The organism is Chromohalobacter sp. HP20-39 (assembly GCF_033052815.1).
In the GTDB taxonomy this organism is placed as follows: Bacteria; Pseudomonadota; Gammaproteobacteria; order Pseudomonadales; family Halomonadaceae; genus Chromohalobacter.
In genome coordinates this window covers 65,229-83,329 of sequence record NZ_JAWHTP010000006.1, presented here as the reverse complement: position 1 = coordinate 83,329, position 18,101 = coordinate 65,229, and the positions used below count along the sequence as shown (strand labels likewise).

The 18,101-nt window shown below is 60.5% G+C and carries 18 protein-coding genes; 4 read left to right on the top strand and 14 right to left on the bottom strand.

The features are described from left to right. Window positions 1-82: 82 nt before the first annotated feature. The 7 genes from murB to RVY79_RS13025 all read right to left on the bottom strand — a co-directional run bounded on the left by murB (window position 83) and on the right by RVY79_RS13025 (window position 7,690). Window positions 83-1,084 (bottom strand): UDP-N-acetylmuramate dehydrogenase, encoded by a 1,002-nt coding sequence (murB, locus tag RVY79_RS13055; protein ID WP_317464690.1) that lies wholly within the window; start codon window positions 1,082-1,084, stop codon window positions 83-85. Further along, a complete protein-coding gene (locus tag RVY79_RS13050) occupies window positions 1,071-1,574 on the bottom strand; it encodes a low molecular weight protein-tyrosine-phosphatase (RefSeq protein WP_317464689.1) in 504 nt (167 codons plus the stop codon). The genes murB and RVY79_RS13050 overlap by 14 nt, the downstream gene beginning before the upstream one ends. Then, window positions 1,571-2,344, bottom strand: a complete 774-nt coding sequence (kdsB, locus tag RVY79_RS13045; RefSeq protein ID WP_317464688.1) for a 3-deoxy-manno-octulosonate cytidylyltransferase — start codon at window positions 2,342-2,344, stop codon at window positions 1,571-1,573. Before kdsB ends, RVY79_RS13050 begins: the two co-directional genes overlap by 4 nt. Further along, on the bottom strand, window positions 2,341-2,565 hold the full coding sequence (locus tag RVY79_RS13040; RefSeq protein WP_317464686.1) for a Trm112 family protein: 225 nt from the start codon (window positions 2,563-2,565) through the stop codon (window positions 2,341-2,343). The genes kdsB and RVY79_RS13040 overlap by 4 nt, the downstream gene beginning before the upstream one ends. A gap of 3 nt (window positions 2,566-2,568) precedes the next feature. Then, window positions 2,569-3,561: a tetraacyldisaccharide 4'-kinase gene (lpxK, locus tag RVY79_RS13035; RefSeq protein ID WP_317464685.1), complete on the bottom strand. Its 993-nt coding sequence runs from the start codon at window positions 3,559-3,561 to the stop codon at window positions 2,569-2,571. Beyond that, window positions 3,558-5,333, bottom strand: coding sequence for a lipid A export permease/ATP-binding protein MsbA (msbA, locus tag RVY79_RS13030; protein ID WP_317464684.1), 1,776 nt, complete (start codon window positions 5,331-5,333; stop codon window positions 3,558-3,560). Before msbA ends, lpxK begins: the two co-directional genes overlap by 4 nt. A gap of 80 nt (window positions 5,334-5,413) precedes the next feature. Further along, entirely contained in the window at window positions 5,414-7,690 is a 2,277-nt protein-coding gene (locus tag RVY79_RS13025) for a DNA internalization-related competence protein ComEC/Rec2 (RefSeq protein ID WP_317464683.1), read from the bottom strand. A gap of 120 nt (window positions 7,691-7,810) precedes the next feature. Here RVY79_RS13025 and RVY79_RS13020 point away from each other — a divergent pair, with 120 nt between their 5' ends. Then, on the top strand, window positions 7,811-8,338 hold the full coding sequence (locus RVY79_RS13020; protein ID WP_317464681.1) for a DUF2062 domain-containing protein: 528 nt from the start codon (window positions 7,811-7,813) through the stop codon (window positions 8,336-8,338). Between the two features lie 9 nt (window positions 8,339-8,347). Here RVY79_RS13020 and RVY79_RS13015 read toward each other — a convergent pair whose 3' ends face one another. After that, on the bottom strand, window positions 8,348-9,058 hold the full coding sequence (locus tag RVY79_RS13015; RefSeq protein WP_317464679.1) for an ABC transporter ATP-binding protein: 711 nt from the start codon (window positions 9,056-9,058) through the stop codon (window positions 8,348-8,350). Between the two features lie 10 nt (window positions 9,059-9,068). Beyond that, window positions 9,069-10,310, bottom strand: coding sequence for a lipoprotein-releasing ABC transporter permease subunit (locus RVY79_RS13010; RefSeq protein ID WP_317464785.1), 1,242 nt, complete (start codon window positions 10,308-10,310; stop codon window positions 9,069-9,071). A 226-nt stretch (window positions 10,311-10,536) separates the two neighbouring features. Here RVY79_RS13010 and RVY79_RS13005 point away from each other — a divergent pair, with 226 nt between their 5' ends. The 3 genes from RVY79_RS13005 (at window position 10,537) to RVY79_RS12995 (ending at window position 13,537) form a co-directional block, all read left to right on the top strand. Next, on the top strand, window positions 10,537-11,634 hold the full coding sequence (locus tag RVY79_RS13005) for an agmatine deiminase family protein (protein WP_317464678.1): 1,098 nt from the start codon (window positions 10,537-10,539) through the stop codon (window positions 11,632-11,634). 4 nt (window positions 11,635-11,638) lie between these two features. Further along, window positions 11,639-12,538: a carbon-nitrogen hydrolase gene (locus RVY79_RS13000; protein WP_317464676.1), complete on the top strand. Its 900-nt coding sequence runs from the start codon at window positions 11,639-11,641 to the stop codon at window positions 12,536-12,538. Between the two features lie 138 nt (window positions 12,539-12,676). After that, window positions 12,677-13,537 (top strand): DNA replication terminus site-binding protein, encoded by an 861-nt coding sequence (locus RVY79_RS12995; RefSeq protein ID WP_317464674.1) that lies wholly within the window; start codon window positions 12,677-12,679, stop codon window positions 13,535-13,537. 5 nt (window positions 13,538-13,542) lie between these two features. Here the strand turns inward: RVY79_RS12995 and RVY79_RS12990 are convergent, their stop codons facing one another. From RVY79_RS12990 to nqrF, 5 genes are all read right to left on the bottom strand, one after another. After that, a complete protein-coding gene (locus tag RVY79_RS12990) occupies window positions 13,543-13,827 on the bottom strand; it encodes a YrhK family protein (protein ID WP_317464673.1) in 285 nt (94 codons plus the stop codon). Window positions 13,828-13,958: 131 nt separating this feature from the next. Further along, complete coding sequence (gene sthA, locus RVY79_RS12985) at window positions 13,959-15,377, bottom strand: Si-specific NAD(P)(+) transhydrogenase (protein ID WP_317464672.1); 1,419 nt, start codon at window positions 15,375-15,377, stop codon at window positions 13,959-13,961. Between the two features lie 174 nt (window positions 15,378-15,551). Further along, on the bottom strand, window positions 15,552-15,809 hold the full coding sequence (gene nqrM / locus RVY79_RS12980; protein ID WP_133693928.1) for a (Na+)-NQR maturation NqrM: 258 nt from the start codon (window positions 15,807-15,809) through the stop codon (window positions 15,552-15,554). Then, window positions 15,806-16,846, bottom strand: a complete 1,041-nt coding sequence (locus RVY79_RS12975; protein ID WP_317464671.1) for an FAD:protein FMN transferase — start codon at window positions 16,844-16,846, stop codon at window positions 15,806-15,808. The genes nqrM and RVY79_RS12975 overlap by 4 nt, the downstream gene beginning before the upstream one ends. A gap of 8 nt (window positions 16,847-16,854) precedes the next feature. After that, complete coding sequence (gene nqrF, locus RVY79_RS12970; RefSeq protein WP_317464670.1) at window positions 16,855-18,087, bottom strand: NADH:ubiquinone reductase (Na(+)-transporting) subunit F; 1,233 nt, start codon at window positions 18,085-18,087, stop codon at window positions 16,855-16,857. Window positions 18,088-18,101 lie beyond the last annotated feature (14 nt).

Here is an 18,101-nt window from a genome sequence, read left to right as displayed (position 1 = left end):
GCTTCACCTTGATGCTCAAAAACGTATTGTCGCAGGGCTTCGCTAGACGCACCGGCAAACGCTAGACACCTAGCGGACGCCGCTACCCCATCAAACGCGGCTCTCGCTCCAGCAACACCCCGAATGCCTGCTGTACGGTATCGCGAATATGCTCGGCTAGCGCCAACAATTCCTGCCTGTCGCCACCACCAAAGTGAACCAGCACCAAGGCCTGGCGTTCATGCACGCCAAAGGCGCCCCAGCGCGCCCCCTTGAAGCCGCAGCGCTCGATCAACCATCCTGCGGCCAACTTGACCCTTCCATTCGGTTGCGGGAAATGCGGCATCGTAGGATATTCCCGCAGAAGACGTCCGGCTTGAGTCGCCTCGAGTACGGGGTTGGTGAAGAAGCTGCCGGCGTTACCCAGCACGGCGGGATCAGGCAATTTCTCACGCCTTACGGCACACACGGCATCAAAGATCTCCCGCACCCCGGGATGAGCCGAGACACGCTGGGCGAGATCGCCGTAACCCAAGCAAGGCGAAGGACTGCGCGACAACCTCAGCACCACCTGCGTCACCACGACACGCCCCGCCAAGGCGCGCTTGAAAATGCTATCGCGATAGGCGAATTCACACGCATCGCGCGAGAAAACGGCGTCGCGGCCATCATCGCAGTGGATGACATGGACCGCCTCCAGCACGTCGGCAAGCTCGACACCGTAGGCGCCGATGTTCTGGATGGGTGCAGCCCCGACATGGCCGGGAATCAATGCCAGATTTTCGATTCCCCACCAGCCGCGTTCGACGCATGCCGTGACGAGGTCGTGCCAAGACAGGCCCGCCTGGGCGTAGACGCGAATCGTCTGGTCGTCGTTTTCTTCCCACCACCAGTCGTCACACGCCACCTGCAAGGTCACCCCCGAGAGGCGGGACGCCAAAATCAGGTTGCTGGCGCCACCCACGATATTGAGCGCCGACGCATCCCGCGCGGCTATGGCCAGTGCGGCGCGTATCTCATCGTGCGTCGTGGCTGCAATGAAACGATCCGCACGACAGGGCAATCCCAGCGTATTATCGAGGGCCGCAGCCTCAGCGAGCGCCATCGCCAGGCTCCGAACGCTGCGCTTCAAGGCGTTGACGACAGCTCTCGATCAAGCCGTCGGCCGCCTGCTCGATCAAGGCGAACACATTGGCGAAACCATCCCCCGCGCCGTAATACGGGTCCGGCACCGAGCGTCCGGGCGTCCCCGCGAAATCCAGCAGCAGACCGAGATGCGCCTGACAGCCGGCGGGCGCCATACGTTGCATATGAGCCAGGTTGTCCGCGTCCATGGCCAGCAGGTAATCAAACGTCTGGAAGTCGTCGATACGAAGCTGGCGCGCGCGTAGCGAGGCAATATCGATACCTCGCGCTCGCGCTTCCGCCTGGGCACGCGGATCGGGCGATTCGCCCACATGCCAGCGCCCGGTGCCACATGATTCGAGCGCCACCACATCCGCGAGCCCCGCTGTCTGCAAGCGCGCCCTGACGATGCCTTCGGCAGTCGGCGAGCGGCATATATTGCCTAGACACACGAAAAGAATACGGATCATGTCGCGCCCTCCTCCTCGGCGATCAGGCGGCGCACTCGTTCGAGATCCTCCTGGGTATCGACCCCCGCCGGATGGGCCTCGCCGGCCAACGCCACCTGTATGCGATGCCCATGGTGCATGGCGCGCAATTGCTCGAGTTGCTCGAGCTGCTCCAGTGGCGAAGGCAGCCAATCGACATACTCGGCGAGGAAACCGGCACGATACGCATAGAGCCCGATATGGCGCAGCCAGGCATCGGTCTCGAGATGATCGGGACGCTGGGCGAAGCCTTCTCGGTCCCAGGGCACCGGCGCCCGGGAGAAATACAGGGCGCGCCCATATAGATCGCGCACTACCTTGACCACGTTGGGATTGAACAAGGTCTCGATATCGCCGATGGGCTCCGCCAGGGTGGCGATCGAGGCACTCGCATCGTCGGCTAGACGCCATGCCACCTGGTCGATCAACGACGCCGGAATGAGCGGCTCATCGCCCTGCACGTTGACCACGATAGTATCGGCATCGAGGCCTAGACGTGCCGCCACCTCGGCGAGGCGATCAGTACCGGAGGGGTGGTCACGTTCGGTCAGCATGACCTCGGCCGCGTAAGGGCGCATGGCCGTCTCGATGCGCGCATCATCGGTGGCGATCACCACTCGCGTGGCGCCGCTTTGACAGGCACGTCGCCAGACACGCGCGATCATCGGGTCGCCATGAATTTCCAACAAGGGTTTTCCCGGCAACCGCGAAGACCCATAGCGCGCCGGAATCACCACGACTACATCATTCATGAAGCGCCATCCCATGTCTCTCCAGCACTACGACGCGGCTTATCCAGTTTCTCGTCGACATCCATGTGGCGCGCCTGCTCTTCCAGCATCACCGGAATCTCATCTTCCACGGGAAATGCCAGCCCATCGAAGCGACACTTGAGCTCGCCGCGCTCGCGGTCGTACTTGAGCTTGCCCTGGCAGCGAGGGCACACCAACATCGCCAACATTTGCTTATCCATGGTTCACCTCTCGGTCAACGCCGCCAAGCGGCCTTCTAGCCAGGTCACCAGTGCCGGATCGGGATGCGCTTCGACATCCAGCACCCAGCAACGTTCGTGTGCGAAGAGACGGCACTTGACCGCATCCTTGGCCGTCATGACCACTGGCCGATTATCGGAAAACTGCAGGTCGGCGGCATCGAAACGGTGGTGATCGGCCAACGGGCAAGGGTCGAATGCGACATCCAGTTCCTCCAACGTCTCGAAGAAACGCGATGGATGGCCGATTCCCGCCAGCGCATGCACGCGTCCGTTGAACGGCCGCCCCTCAATGGGATAGCAGACGTCATCGATCAGGTGTCGCCAACGCGATGGCACCAGACGCATGCTGTAGTGCGGCACTGGCAAGTCCTGTTGCAACGGGCCATTGCCGATGACCGCGTCCACGTCGTCCAACCGAGAAAGTGGTTCACGCAGCGGACCTGCCGGCAGGCAGCGACCATTGCCGAAACCACGCGCGCCGTCCACTACCACGAGTTCGATATCGCGCCCCATGGCCAGATGCTGCAAGCCATCATCAGACAGCAGGATATCGCACCCGGCCGCGACCAGCTTGCGCGCAGCGCGCGGGCGGTCGGGATCGACCGCGACCGGAAGCCCTGTCTGTGCCGCCAGCATGACCGGCTCGTCGCCGGCTTCCACAGGAGAGGTTTCCGGCGTCACGTACAGTGGATAACGACGCGCATGACCGCCATAACCACGCGAGACGATGCCTGGGTGCCAGCCGCGTTCGACGAGCCAGCGCGCCATCCACGCTACCAGGGGCGACTTGCCGGTGCCTCCCACGGACAGATTGCCGATCACGATCAACGGGACTGGAGGTGTCCAGACCGTCTTCGTTCCGCGCTGATAGGCTCTGCGTCGCGCATCCATTACCGAGGCATAAAGCCCCGCCAAGGGACGCAACGGCATGAGCCAAGCCGCGTCACGGTACCAGGCATCTTGCAAGCGACTCACTCGGCCTCCTGGAATTGCAATTGGTGAAGCGCGGCATAGGCACCCTCTTGCGCCAGCAATTCAGTATGTGTGCCGCTTTCGATGATCTCGCCCTGCTCCATGACCAGAATACGGTCGGCACGCTCGATGGTCGACAAGCGATGGGCAATGACGAAGGTCGTACGCCCGCGGCAGACCGTTTCCAATGCCTGCTGAATATAACGCTCGGACTCGGTATCCAGCGCAGAGGTGGCCTCGTCGAGCACCAGCACAGGAGCATCCTTGAAAATCGCTCGCGCGATGGCCAGGCGCTGCCGCTGGCCGCCGGACAGCATCACTCCATTATCACCCACGACGGTATCGTAACCGTTCGACAAGTGTTCGATGAACTCATGCGCGTGGGCGGCGCGTGCGGCGCGCTCGACGGCCTCCCGGTCGGAACCCGGTTGTCCGTACGCAATATTGGCACCGATAGTCGTGTTAAAAAGCGTCACCTGCTGGGAGACCAGCGCGATGCGCTGACGCAGGGGCGACAGCGAATACGTCTGGATATCCACGTCATCCAGCGTCACTTTCCCCTCGGTGGGAGGATAGAAACGTGGCAGCAAGCTCACCAGCGTCGACTTGCCGCTGCCGGAACGGCCCACTATGGCAACCATCTGCCCAGCGGGAATATCCAGATCGATGCCCTTGAGCACCTCGGTCTGATCTTCGCCATAGCGAAAGCGCACGCCTTCGAAGCGCACACGCCCGTCGATGCGCGTTGGCACATAGGTGCCCTCATCGACTTCGAGGGGCTGCTCAAGAAGACCGAACAACTCCTGCGAGGCCGACAGTCCTTTCTGGATCGTGCTGTTGACCTCGGTGAGCTGACGCACCGGCTTGGCCATCAACGACGCAGCAGTGATAAAGGCCACGAACTCGCCCGGCGTCATCGAGGCCATCAAGGCCGGCGACATCGCCAGCCATACCAGCCCGGCCAGCGACAGCGCCACCAAGAGTTGAATGACCGGTGTGCTGACGGCCTTGGTCAGCGCCACCTTCATGCTTTGTTCGCGATTGTACTCACTGGCCTCGGCGAAGCGCGCTTTCTCGTACGCTTCGGCACCGTGAGTGCGCACCACGCGGTAGCCCGACAACGCCTCGGAGGCAACATGCGTGACATCGCCCATCGAATTCTGAATGCGCCGCGACAAACGGCGAAAGCGCTTGCTAGTGTACCTGACTACCAAGCCGATCAGCGGAGTGACGGCCAAGAAGACCAACGTCAGCATCCAATTGGTCCAGAGCAGATAGCTGACCAGACCGATCACGAACAAGCCTTCGCGCAGGATGATGGTGATCGCGTTGGTCGCCGCGCCGGTCACCTGTTCGACATGATAGGTGACGCGCGAAAGCAGGTGACCGCTGGAATGCATGTCGAAAAAGCGACCCGGCAAGCGCAACATGTGGTTGAACACTTCACAGCGCAGCGCGTGCACCACGTTGCGCGCCACATCGCTCATGTAATAGGTGCCCAGGAATGTCCCCACACCCCGCGCGGCGAACATGCCGATCACGAACAGGGGCAGCATCAGGCGAAAGGCCGCATCGGGGTTCTGGATGCCGTCGATCAGGCGCTTCATCATTTCCGCCAGCGCGGTACTCGAGGCCGCATAGATGGCATACCCCACCACGGCGGCCATGAATGCCTTCCAATGCGGTTTAACGTACCCCAGCAAGCGACGGTAAAGGGACCAACTGGTAGCGTTTCTCACGGCGTCTCCGCTGGTTGAGAGGCTTGCTCGCCCCATTCAAGGGGGCAACTACTGAAAATAGGCGATACACGAGCCGATGGTGGCGCGCCACGATGCCCGATAACGATACACACGTATCAACCGCCGGATTCTACCCCAATGCACGCCCCTTCGACACCGCCGAGCGGGCGCGCTGCCTGCATACGCAACGCCGCTGCGCCCAGCGTGAAACGCAGTGCGCCGTCCGTGGCGGTATTCCACAGACAACTGCCGACGCGACGAAAACGACGTACCACTTCGGGATGCGGATGCCCATGAGCATTATCCCGGCCAGCGCTGAAGATGACGTGCTCCGGCCGAGTGCGAGCCACGAACGCCGGCGAAGAACTGGTGCGACTGCCATGGTGTCCCGCGACCAGCACCGTCAACGGGGGCTCGCCCCCCGCCAGCAAGCGCCGCTCGATGTCGCTCCCCGCATCCCCGGTGATCAATAGGCGTTGATCGCCAGCCGTTACCTGCAACACGCACGAACGATCGTTGTCGGAGCGCGTCACGTCACTCGCCACCGGCGAGAGAAACCGGTAGTCGACGCCGTCCCGTTGCCACTCCACGCCCCGGCGACACGCCCGCGTGGCAATGCCTACGCGCATCGCGGGCGGCCCCCACCAGCGCGTGACATGATGCATCTCGTCAATCACCTCTACCCCGCCAGCATGATCACGGTCGCTATGACTGACGATGACATCATCGAAGTGCCGCCCTGGTGGCCACAACGACTCGGCGGGCGTGAATCCCGAGCCATAACGCGGCCCGGTGTCGAACAGCAAATGTTGTGTGGCACTGCGCAACTCGACCAACTGCCCTTGCCCCACGTCATGTACGGTCACCACCACCCGCCCGGTCGCTATGCCGGGTGGGCGCAGCACGACCACCAAGACGATCAGACTCACCGAGGCCCATAGGCGTAAATAGCCCACCACTCCAGGAATTAGCCATGCCACCCCCAGCGTGGCCAATATCAGCGCCAGCGGCCATGTCTCCCATATCGGTGGCAACCATGCAGGCAGCCACGCACCAGCCACGGTCAGTCCTTTCCAGACGCCCTGAGCGAGTCCATCGAACACCCCCCACGGGATCATCGCCAGACTCGGCGACCAGGCCATCGCCCAGCCCAGCAGCCCCAGCGGCACCATGATGCTGCCGACCAGTGGCACCGCGAGCAGATTAACCAGTGGCCCCACCGGTGCCAGCCGCTCGAAACCGATCAGCACGGCGGCGGCCATGAACGGTGCCAGCAGGCATTGCGAGCGCCCCAATGCCCATAACCACCCCCTCACTCCACGCGGCGTGGGGCGTCCCTGCCAGGCCGCGATCAGCACGCCTACCGCCAGAAACGATAGCCAGAGCCCGGGGCGCCATACCGTCAGAGGATCACTCACCACGATCACCAGCAACGCCAGCCACCAGGCCTGCCAGGGCCCTGGCGCATGACGCCCACTGGCTACCCACAGCCCCAGCAAGGCCATCACCGAGGCGCGTAGCGCAGGCGGCTCGAACCCCGCCATGCCCGCATATGCCAGTGTCGCACCCCCCGCCAACCACCATGGCCAGGTCGCGAGGCGCCAATGCCCTGGCGTCACACCTCGCGCCAGCAGACGCAACAGCACCAACGTCACGCTTGCCACCAAGCCGACATGCAACCCGGATATGACCATCAGATGCGTGGTGCCGGTCGCGTTGAGCAAGTCCCAGTCATCTTGAGTCAGACGCTCGCTAGCCCCCAAAGTGAGCGCCGCCAGCCAGCGGGTAGCCAGTTCGGACAACGGCTGACTCTCCAGAAATGCCAAGCCGGCATCGCGCAGCGTCGGAGCGCCGATACTCGAACGCTGTGTCACGGACGAATCACGCACATACCCTGTCGCCTGGATACCTTCGCGCCATAGCCAGGCCGCATAATCGAAGCCATAACCATTGGCGAACCCTTGCGGCGGACGCATACGCACGCGCCATCGCCAACGGTCACCGGCATGCAAGAGCGGCGCGTCGTACCAGGACAGTCGCACCCGTGAAAGCGCATCGCATGATGGTAAACCGGTCTCTTGAGGCGCGCAGTGTGTGACCGCGACACGCATGCGTGTCAGTCCTTGGTCTCTACGTACCTGCGTCACCCGTCCGGCGAGCGTGATATCCTGACGCGACAAGCCTTCGGGCAACGTGCCTACGCGCTGCTCGGTCACCTGCCACGCACATAGTCCCGCCACGACGAGCATCGCAAGCCACCGCCATCGTCCGCGTGCCACGGCCAGCAGCGCGGCCGCACCCCATATGCAAATGCCGCCAGCCAGTCCCCACCCGCCCCAGATGCTACCGGCGAGCGCCGCCAGAGCTAGCGGCATCGCCCACCCCATATTCATTCGTCATCCTTTTTTTAGATAATGACGATATATAATCAACGGCTGCGCGACGGCGCGCAACGATAGCGAGAGTCCCGGGTTGTATGGATAATGAATTGACACTTCGATAGCTCGTGGATCATGCCTCGCCGACTTCTGCAGCGTTACATGCCCCGGCCGGAAACGCTGAAACGCCAAAAATCGCTGCGTTTCATGCATCACCTCCTGGGCGACCCGTCCCTATGGATGCTGTCGCGCCGTAGCGTGGGCAATGCCTTTATGGTGGGGCTTTTCGTCGCGCTACTACCGATCCCGTTGCAGATGGTCGTCGCCGCCTTCGGTGCCTGGCTGCTGCGCTGCAACCTGCCTTTGTCGGTCAGTCTCGTCTGGCTGACCAATCCACTTACCATGCCGGTGATTTTCTATTTCAATTACCGGGTAGGCGCCTGGCTGCTGGATACACCTGCACGACACATGCCGGATAGGCTGTCGACCGCGTGGATTGCCGAAAAAATGGCGGATATCTTGCCTGCCCTGCTAGTGGGCTCGGTTGTGGTGGCGATCATCGTCGGCTTGCTCAGCAACCTGACGATTCGCTTGATCTGGCGTTGGCAGGTGGCCCGGAGCTGGCAGCGCCGCGCACGGCGGCGGCGCCAGCGTAAGCCATGACCTCCTCGCTCAGTCCGCGCTCAAACGACCTTGGTCGAGTCGCATTACGCGATCCTGATGGGCGGCGAGGCCGGGGTCGTGGGTAACGATGATGAAAGCACAGGCGCTACGCGCGGCAAGGCTATCCATTAGTGCCAAGATGTTACCCGCCGTGGTCTGATCGAGGTTGCCGGTCGGCTCGTCCATCAGCACCAGACTAGGGTCCGTCACCAAGGCGCGGGCTATCGCCACGCGCTGCCGCTCCCCACCCGAGAGCTCGCCCGGCTTATGCTCACAACGCGCCTCCATGCCTACCCGGGACAGGATCTCACGCGCCTTGGCCTGCGCTTCCTGCCGCTTTTGGCCGCGAATGAGCAATGGCATGGCGACATTTTCCAGCGCCGAAAACTCCGCCAGCAGATGGTGGAACTGATATACGAAGCCGATATGCCGATTGCGAAAGCCGCCCAATGCGGCCTCCCCCATTTCGGCCAGCGACTGACCGGCAATGCGTACATGCCCCGCACTTGGACGGTCAAGCCCCCCCAAGAGGTTAAGCAATGTCGTCTTGCCCGACCCTGAACTTCCCACCACGGCCACGCGTTCACCGGCCCGTACTTCTAATTCCAGGCCATCGAGCACGGTGACATCCTGCGGGCCCTCACGATAAATACGCGTCAAGCCATCGCAGTGCAGCATGACGTCATTATCGGCGAACGCGGGGTTGCCATTCGATGCCATCTCGGTTTCCTCATTCATAACGCAATACCTCGGCCGGTTGAATACGCGCCGCACGCCAGGCGGGATACAGGGTCGACAGGAATGTCAGCACGAAGGCCGATCCCGCGATGATACCTACATCGCTCAACTGCAGTTGCGAGGGCAGATAGCTGATGAAATAGACATTGGGATCGAGGAATTGAATACCCGTCAACGCCTCGAACCAGGCAATCAAATCCGACACCGATAGCGCCAGTACCACGCCGAGTGCCACCCCCACGACGATGCCGATGATCCCGATCGCCATGCCCTGCACCATGAAGATACGCATGATGGTTCCCGGCTTGGCGCCGATGGTCCGCAGGATCGCAATGTCGGCGTGTTTATCCGTCACTACCATGACCAATGTGGAAACGATATTGAACGCCGCCACGGCGACGATCACCATCAGCAGTAACCCGATCATGCGTTTTTCCATCTGGATCGCCTGAAACAGGTTGCCATGGGTATAGGTCCAGTCTACCCCCCGGTAACCACTACCCAGATCGTTCACGATCTCGTTGGTGACCGCCCCCGCCTTGAACAGATCATCCAGTTCAAGGCGCAATCCTCCCACGGTGTCGCCCATGCGTCCCAGCGTCTGCATATCATGGATATTGGCATAGGCAAGCCGGGCATCCAGGTCAGCCCCCACTTTGAAGATGCCACTGACCGTGAAGCGCTTGAAGCGTGGAAACACCCCCCCTGGCGTGATAGAAGCCTCGGGGACCAGCAATGTCACGCGATCGCCTACGCCCACGCCAAGATTGCGTGCCAACAAGTCGCCCAGCACCACATTCCACTCACCGGGCGCAAGATCGTCTAGCGAGCCTTGCGTCATATGCTCGTCGATGATCGATACCTTGCTCTCGTAGCTCGGTTTTATGCCATTGATCATCGCCCCCTGGGTGCGACCATTGGAGGAAAACATGCCTTGCTGCTGAACGAACGGTGCCGCTCCGATGACATGGTCACGCTTTTCCAGGCGTTCGGCGAGCGCCTTCCAGTCCGTCATGCCCCCCTGGGCTTCGATCCGGGTATGCGGCACCATACCCAAGATTCGTGTTCGCAATTCATGGTCGAAACCATTCATGACCGATAACACGAGGATCAACACTGCTACGCCCAGCATCAGGCCCAGCATCGAGGTCAGGGAAATGAATGAAATGAAATGGTTACGACGTTTGGCGCGCACATAGCGCAATCCGATAAGAAACGGCAAGCGATCCAGCATCGACATCGATTCCTTGGTATGAGCCGGGCTCATGGTACGTGTTTTTGCGTGCTCCTGCATGAGCCAATGGCGGCGAAAACCCCCTTCGAGGGCATCGTCATGCACAGCACCTGATGACACTTGCATCCGTGTCGGCGAAGACTAAAATGCCGCAGCTACCGTCATCACCGGCATGACACCGAGATCCGGCCACCGCGCTGTGCCTCACCCCCCATAGGAGACCGCAATGCTCCCACGCCTGTTCCCTGAATGGCATCCCCAGGACGCCATTCAACTCACTTGGCCGCGTGCCGGAAGCGATTGGGAGCCTCTTTTCGAGCGTATCGAAGCCTCCCTGGAAGCCTTGGTCGTGGCCATCACACGGTATCAGCCCATGCTGATCGTCGTCGCCGATGCCCAGACACGCGAGCGCCTCGATTCGCGTTTCACGCGTCTGGGCATTCATCCCAAGCAATGGCATCTCATCGAGGCCCCGTCGGACGATACCTGGACTCGAGACCATGGACCCATCACCATCGAGCGCGATGGCCAAGTAGTCCTGCTCGATTATCGCTTCACCGGGTGGGGCGGAAAGTTCGCCGCCGAGCGCGATAATGCCCTGACCGCCACTCTCTCGGATATCGGCATTTACGCTGCGCCGCGAGAAGCGCGTGAACTGGTACTGGAAGGTGGTGCCATCGACGGCGATGGCGAAGGTACGCTATTGGTCACCGAAGCCTGCCTGCTCAACCCCAACCGCAACCCGCACCTGGCGCGTGAAGACATTGAAGCCGCGTTGCGCGATGACATGGGCATCGAGCGTTGCCTGTGGCTAACTCAAGGTCATCTCGAAGGCGACGATACCGATAGCCATATCGATACCCTGGCCCGCTTCTGCGATGCAGAAACCATTGCGTATGTGCGCTGCCAAGACCCGGACGACCCGCACTTTCCCGCACTGGCGCAGATGGAAACCGAGCTCAAGAGCTTCAAGCGCGCCGATGGGGAGCCTTATCGCCTTATTCCATTGCCCCTGCCTCGCGCATGCTACGACGCCGACGACGGCCATCGCCTCCCCGCCACCTATGCCAACTTTCTGATCATCAACGGTGCGGTCCTCGTTCCTACCTATGCCGATGCCGCCGATGGCGTGGCCCTGACGGCACTGGCCAGCGCATTTCCCGGGCGCGATATCATTCCTATCGACTGTCGCACCGTGATCCGCCAACATGGCAGTCTTCATTGCCTAACCATGCAGTTGCCACGCGGCGCGTTCTTCACCGCATCCACCGCCGAGGCCAATGACATCGGTGCCAATGCCAGCAGTACCCATGACAAGGAGTGACGCCATGTCCTCGACGCTCAAGGTAGGACTCGTTCAGCAACAAGCTTGGCCCGACAAGGCCCGTAGTCTGCAGGAAAGCGACGCTGGCATTCGTGAACTGGCGGGGCAAGGCGCCGAGTTGATCCTGCTTCAGGAGCTGCATGCCACGCATTACTTCTGCCAGACCGAAGATGATCGCCTGTTCGATCTGGCCGAATCGCTCGACGGCCCTAGCGCCCAGCATCTGGCCGCCCTCGCCGCCGAACTCGATATCGTACTCGTCGGCTCGCTTTTCGAGCGCCGCGCCGCCGGGCTATATCACAACACTGCCGTGGTGTTCGACCGACAGCGAGGGCGCGTCGGTCACTATCGCAAGATGCATATCCCCGATGATCCGGGGTTCTACGAAAAATTCTATTTCACGCCCGGCGATGCCGAAGCGCATGCCGGGTTCGAACCCATCGAGACGTCCGTCGGCCGGCTCGGTGTCTTGGTCTGCTGGGACCAATGGTATCCGGAGGCTGCACGCCTAATGGCCCTGGCCGGCGCCGACCTGCTGCTCTATCCCACTGCCATCGGCTGGCACCCGCCCGACGACGATCCCGAGAAGCAACGGCAAAAGGACGCCTGGACATTGATTCAGCGCTCGCACGGGGTAGCCAATGGCCTACCGGTCATGGTCGCCAATCGCGTGGGCCACGAAGCAGATCCCTCGAATGCGACGGCGGGCATCGACTTCTGGGGTGGCAGCTTCATCTGCGGCCCTCAGGGCGAGTTGTTGGCACAGGCCGGCGATGATGCGACGCCGCTATTGGTGGAACTCGACATGACACGTAGTGAACGAGTGCGGCGAGCCTGGCCCTACCTGCGTGACCGTCGTGTCGATGCCTATGCCGACCTTACCAAGCGTTACCGAGATCGTTGAGTGGCGGGCGCCAAGCCCGCCATCCAAAGGCGGGCGCTGCCCATCTCCCAAGGCCGACGTCGAATGCCAGGCATGCTTGCCAAGACGTTCCAAGCTTGCCACTATGTGTTCATCAGCATTTAGATAACGGTATAAAAAATGGAGCGACAATACCATCTCCTTGCACGGCTAGAACACGACTTCGATCATGTGATCGAAACCTGCGAGGCACTCATCGGCCATGTCGAACACGCGCCGCCAAAGGGCTGGGTACTAGGCGATATCCACTTCGATATCGCATGGCTACGCCATGCACTACTCGATTTCTGGTATCAAGATGGCCAGGACGGTCGCGCGACACGCAACTACATTGGCCTGATCGCCGCCGATGCCGCACTACTGGCGCACGTCGCCAACATCAATCGTGCCAAGCAGACCTTCGCGGCAACACTGGCCGAGATTCGCCAAGATACCCCGAGCCTGCTTCCCGAGATCAAGGCCGTGCTGCCCTTTCGCCACCCCACGCTGCACGACCATCTACGCGGTCAGGGCTTGGCGCGTCTGCACCTCAAGCAATGCTGGCGCCACCTCCCCGTGGCGGATGCACCGCTGTCGCGCGTGCGTCTCGCCTGGTATACCAGCGGGCGTTCTATCAAGCGCTTAAGCGTGCGCGATGCAGAACGGCGGCTTATGGAAATGGATACCGACAGCCCGCATATCCGCATTCAGCTGCGCCATTTGGCGGGCATCCCCGATAGCGAGCCCCTCGCGCAGGTGCAGACCCAGGCACCCGTCATGCGCGCCAACCTGTTCTTTCATGAAGCCCTGTCTGATGGTCGCCTGCGCCGTGCCATGAATCTGCCATTGCCTCTCTTCATTCCCAGCGAGGATGGCCGACTGCCGTCGCACAACACCCCGAAGGCGACACCGCCCGACAAGCGAACTCGCGCGAAACGCGCCGACACCAAGCTCGAAGAAACGCCCTTCCTGCCCAGCTTGCGGGTCTATCGCTACCGATAGTCGCCTCAGAATTCCTGACTGCTGGAAGGCAACTGCTTGAGCGTGATCTGACGGTGCAAGCGAATCATGGGGCGGATCAGCAGTTGCACACTGCCCAACACGAACAGCCAGACGCCCGCTTCCTTGACGCTGCCCTGGAAGAAAAAACAGACGCTGCCGATCGTGAACCATAGCCCAAGCAAGAGATCGTTTACCGTGCTGGCCAGTTCATGGCGACGGTGAATGATCAGCTCTTCGCGCCCCAGCGTGAACGTCGTTTCATCACTATGCTGCTTATCTTCCCGATACATAAAACCTCCTCGTGCTCATGTGACGATAGATGCCCCAACGCAACGAGCCGGCAAAAGTGCCGGCTCGTCGAATGCCGATCCACGCCGGCAAATGCTCAAAGCCCTCGACCGCAGGGCCCAATTGGCCTGTATCAGAATATACGATTCAGGCCATTTTGCGCCGCGACACGATACGCCTCGGCCATGGTCGGATAGTTGAAGGTGGTATTGATGAAATATTTCAGGGTATTGGCCTCGCCCTTTTGCTGCATGATGGCCTGGCCGATATGCACGATCTCGGAGGCTTGGTCGCCGAAACAGTGAATCCCCAGTATCTCGAGCGTCTCGCGATGAAAAAGGATCTTGAGCATCCCCACGGTATCCCCGGTGATCTGGGCACGTGCGGTGTCCTTGAAGAACGCCTGTGCAATCTCGTAGGGCACCTTGGCTTCGGTCAACTCGCGCTCGCCCTTGCCCACCGAACTGATCTCGGGGATCGTGTAGATACCGGTGGGAATATCCTCGACGAAGCGAAAGTCTTCCTCCAGTAAGTCATCGCTGGCACTACGCCCCTGGTCATAGGCGGCACTGGCCAGACTCGGCCAACCGATGACATCCCCCACGGCATAGATATGCGGCACCATGGTGCGGTAATGCTCATCGACCTGTAGCTGACCGCGCCCATTGGGTTCCAGGCCGATGTTTTCCAGCCCCAATTGATCGGTATTGCCGGTACGCCCATTGGCCCAAAGAAACGCATCCGCGCGCAGACGCTTGCCGGACTTGAGCTTGACGACTACGCCCGCTTCATCGCCTTCGATACTTTCGTAGTCTTCGTTATGGCGCACCAATACGCCGTTCTGGCGCAGATGGTAAGAAAGCGCGTCGCTGATCTCGTCATCGAGGAATGACAGCAGACGCTCGCGCATGTCGATCAAGTCGACCTTGACACCGAGCCCTGAAAAGATCGAGGCATACTCGGAGCCGATGACACCGGCCCCGAAGATGATCAAGGTACGAGGCGTGTGGGAAAGCCCCAGGACGGTGTCCGAGCAATAAATGCGTGGGTGCCGGAAGTTGATATCGGCGGGACGATAAGGCCGAGAGCCCGTAGCGATCACGAACTGCTGGGCACATAGCTCTTCGACGCCTTCCTGATTGTCACGCACGATCAGGGTATGCTCGTCACGAAAGTTCGCCACCCCGAAGAAAAGATCGATGCGATTGCGTGAATAGAACTGAGTGCGCATCTCGACCTGCTGGTCGATGGTCACCTTGGAACGTTCAAGCACTCGAGGAAAGGAAAACCAGCGCGGTTCGCCGATGTCGCGGAACATGCGGTTGGTATTGAACTGCATGATCTGCTTGACCTGGTGGCGTAGCGCCTTGGAGGGGATCGTGCCCCAGTGGGTGCAGTTGCCGCCCACCGCTTGCTGCTTCTCGACGATGGCCACACGCTTGCCGTGCTTGGCCGCATTGATCGCAGCGCTTTCTCCTGCGGGGCCCGAGCCAATCACCACCACATCATAATTGTGAACTGCCATTAGGTTCGCCTGCTCCTCTCGATGCATGAGGAACCGCTGCGATAAGTCTCAACGCAAGACTGGCCACGGCAAACGGGCATGGGCAGGTGTACTGAATTCACGGCACACACCCGAATCCCCCGCGCGAGCATGTCGGGACTCGCCCTAAGGCGCCTGGGACTCAACCAACGATTCCACGTCAGTAGTGTTTGATGAGTGCGGTCAGCGTCGAACGGCGTCGTAGCCGAGGTCAGCGCCCCGGTTCTCGTCGCTGGCACGACGCGCACTCTTGCGGCGCTTTTGATTCTCTTCTTCGCAGACCTTGTCATTCCCACCGCAGATGTCGCATCCCTCCTTGAGACCCAACTGATTGAGCCCTCCGCATGAACCTGCGATGGGTTTACGGCCGAGAATGACGCCAATGGCCATACCGGCCAATAGCAATAGCATCAATGCGAATACCAAAAGCCATACTGTCATTGCTTTTCCCCTTCGGACGGCTCATCCGCAAGATAGGTATGAAACGCCTCGCTAAGCTCTGTCTTGAAACCTTCATCGGTTTTGACTATGAAGTACGCCGCAATATCCTCGCGGTTAGCCAATGCCATGCCCTTCTTCGGCCCCAGTACCTCTAGTGCCGTCGCCAAGGCATCCGCCGTCGAACAACGCTGCGCAACGACCGTCACCGAGGCGAGATGATGGGTGATCGGACGACCGGTGCGTGGGTCGATAGTATGCGAATAACGCCGGCCACCTTCCTCGTAATAGTTACGGTAATCCCCCGATGTCGCCACCGCCACGTCTTCGAGTTCAAGCACGCGTTGCACGCTACGCTCTCGGGAAACCGGCTTTTCCACGGCGATACGCCAAGGCTCACCATTGGGCTTGGTACCCCGCGTGCGAATCTCGCCTCCAACCTCCACGAGATAGGACGTTACGCCTAATGCATCCAGGCGAGCCGCCACCTGATCGACCCCGAATCCCTTGGCGATACCCGAAAGATCGACATACACCGGCTTGGTCTTGAGCAGGCGGTTGCCTTTCAACTTCAATGCCTGGTAATCGACCTTGGCCAGCGCCTGAGCGACTTCATCGTCACTGGGCACTTCCTCAGGATGCATCTTGGGGCCAAAGCCCCACAGATTGACCGCACTGCCAATGGTGACATCGAAGGCACCATTCGATAGATCGCCAATCTTGATCGCCTTTGCAATCACCTGTGCCGTAGCCGGAGATAGCTCGAACGGCTCCCCCACTGGAGCGGCATTGAAACGTGATAGCTCCGAATCGGGCTTATAGGTCGACATTAAGCGATCGACTTTATGTAACGCCGTCTCGATGCCTTCTTCGATGGACTTCAACTGGCGTTCGTTGAAATCGCCGTAGACAGTGACATGATAGCCCGTCCCGAAGATGGGTCCCTCGAAGCGATGCGCCTGCGGCGGCTGCTCGCAACCTGCCAGCACCAATAACGCAAACAGGACCAGCCCTATCCAGGCCGGTCCTGCACGATACATTGCCGGCCTCATCCGCCGAAGTCGTCCAGCATGATGTTTTCAGGCTCTACACCCATGTCGGTCAGCATCTTGATGACCGATGCGTTCATGATCGGTGGGCCGCACATGTAGTACTCGCAGTCTTCCGGCGCCGGATGATCCTTGAGGTACTTCTCGTAAAGCACGTTATGGATGAAGCCGGTATCGCCTTCCCAGTTGTCTTCCGGTAAGGGATCGGAAAGCGCCAGATGCCATTCGAAGTTTTCGAACTCTTCAGCCAATTGATCGTATTCTTCGTTATAGAAGGTTTCACGCCAGGAACGCGCGCCATACCAGAACGAAATCTTGCGGGTCGATTCGAGACGCTTGAGCTGATCGAAGATATGACTGCGCATCGGCGCCATTCCCGCACCACCACCGATGAAGATCATTTCTGCATCGGAGTCCTTGGCGAAAAACTCACCGAAAGGCCCCATCACCGTGACTTTGTCGCCCGGCTTGAGCGCGAAGGCATACGTCGACATCAGCCCCGGCGGGTGGTCGGTATTGGGGGGCGGCGTGGCGATACGGATATTGAACTTGAGGATGCCCTTCTCATCCGGGTAGTTAGCCATCGAATACGCACGGATGACCTCCTCGTCGTTCTTGTGGGAGACATCGAAGAGATTGAACTTCTCCCAATCGCCGCGATATTCATCCTCGATATCGAAGTCCGAGAACTTGATGTCGTAGGGCGGGGCTACCAGCTGCACGTAACCACCGGCACGAAACGCCACATCCTCGCCTTCGGGAAGCTTGAGATTGAGCTCCTTGATGAAAGTGGCAACGTTGGGATTTTCGATGACCTCGCATTCCCACTTCTTGACGCCGAAGACCTCTTCGGGCACCTCGACCTTCATGTCCTGCTTGACTGGCACCTGACAAGACAACCGCCAGCCTTCTTTCTTCTCGCGCAGGGTGAAGTGGGACTCCTCAGTGGGCAGAATCGACCCACCGCCATCGACCACACGGCATCTGCACTGTGCGCAGGAACCGCCCCCGCCGCAGGCGGAGGAAAGAAAGATGCCGTTGGCAGCCAGTGTTTGCAACAACTTGCCGCCGGCCTGGGTCGTCAGGGTGTTCTCGGGGTCGCCGTTGATCTCTATGGAGACGTCGCCGCTGCTGACCAGACGACTGCGCGCCGTCAGGATCACGGCCACCAGACCGAGCACGATCACGGTGAACATGACGACGCCGAGCACGATGATGGATGTATCAACCATGTCGGTTTCCTATT